At 36.9% G+C, this 1,497-nt stretch carries 1 protein-coding gene; it reads right to left on the bottom strand.

What is annotated here, in order from left to right; translation table 11 throughout:
* Window positions 1–507: 507 nt before the first annotated feature.
* A complete protein-coding gene (locus tag ACSX1H_RS19275; RefSeq protein ID WP_439185886.1) occupies window positions 508–1,263 on the bottom strand; it encodes a hypothetical protein in 756 nt (251 codons plus the stop codon).
* Window positions 1,264–1,497 lie beyond the last annotated feature (234 nt).

The raw sequence follows: 1,497 nt of genomic DNA, 5'->3' as shown, positions 1-1,497 counted from the left end.
ATTTCTCTAATGGTCAGCTTTGCACTAAGCCAAAAACCAAATGAGAAGGTGTTTTACGCCAGCGTTTGGAAATCAAGCTTCCGAAAAGAAAAGTGCGAAAGCCTGTTAAAGCGGCTTATAATCAACTTAAAACAGAATAAGAGCGGCGTAAACAGTTTGTAAATCAAATTGATTCCTGTTCACGTTTGAAATTCAATTCCAGAGGCACTTCAATTTGAAAGTCTCTGCAGATATGAAACCAACCGAGTCAAGATTGGTGGCCAAGTTATACTAAGTTTTGGTTTTGGCGAACCTCCAAAATACTGCTGTCGATACAGAAACCCCGAAATAAGCTACAACGGCCTGCCGCATGAAGCGTATGGAGATTTACCCATGCTAACTTTCCAAATAGAGCGGAGCCAAAGCGTTGTATTTGTTTTTAACTTTTCAATTTTAAAGCCAAATCAACGATTTGGCGTTGGTTGCCGAAGCCACAAAACCTCCAAGATTAGCTGGACTCCATATGCTTTATTGCGGTTTGTTGGCTGCTGGTTTTGTTTCATTTTCTGCTTTTTCAAATAGAATTCTTTTTCCACAGGACTCTATTGAACCTTTTCCTCTTTTAAAACAACAGGTAAGCAGGTCTAGGTCATTTGTATATTTCATTGCTTTACTCAATAGCTCTTTCTCTGATTCAGACCATGGTTCATATGCTCTTGGATATTGAAGTCGTGCGTTTTGAATGTATTCAGAAATGTTGTCCGTTTTTACAATTTCTATTGAATCAATTTTCTGCTGCAATTGATTAATTGCCTTTTCTGATAAATTATTAAAGGTTTCTTTTTGAAAAAAATCAATGTTTGCCCAAGGTAAATCTTCTTTGCTCTTTTTCCTTTTAGGTAATTGCTTTAAAAATTCAGTTAAATGGTCAGTTAGGACTCCTTTAGACACTTTACCATTATACTTACCAAATAATTTATGTTCGTTTATTTCTTGACAATCAAACCGTTTTAGCCCCAAGAAAAAATTCGTTAATCTAGTCGTTGTTGGATTTAATTCTAATTCCAGAAACGTTGTAATAGTATCAGTCAGCTCAAGGTTACTAATGGGAAACTCTTTGTTTATTATATCCGCCTTTAGTTTTAGTTCATCAATAGCAATTTGAAGTGCTCGAATTACGTTTCTTTCATTAAGTACACTGTCTGTAGCTATTTCCTCTCCAGTTATAGGAGAAAACCCTGAAGCAAGAGCCTCTAATATTTCAATTACAGTTTCTTTTTCCATTATTGCAGTATGCTATTTTTTTAACTTGCAGCCAACGGTTAGCTGCATGATGCAGTAGCAGATTCGCGGTGCTGATTGTCCGTCCAACAGGACTGACAATCAAAGCGGGAATCGGCCCAACCAAAGCGAGCCGGACTGCTATGCATTATTGCAGCTTGTTACAGGCTGTTCTTTTATCTTCTTAATTTCACTAATGGTCAGCTTTGCTCAAAGCCAAAAAACTAATATGAAAGT

The sequence above is a fragment of the Carboxylicivirga taeanensis genome, from assembly GCF_051851475.1.
GTDB lineage: Bacteria > Bacteroidota > Bacteroidia > Bacteroidales > Marinilabiliaceae > Carboxylicivirga > Carboxylicivirga taeanensis.
Note: the sequence above shows the minus strand (reverse complement) of the source record. Positions and strands in the feature narration are given on the sequence as shown.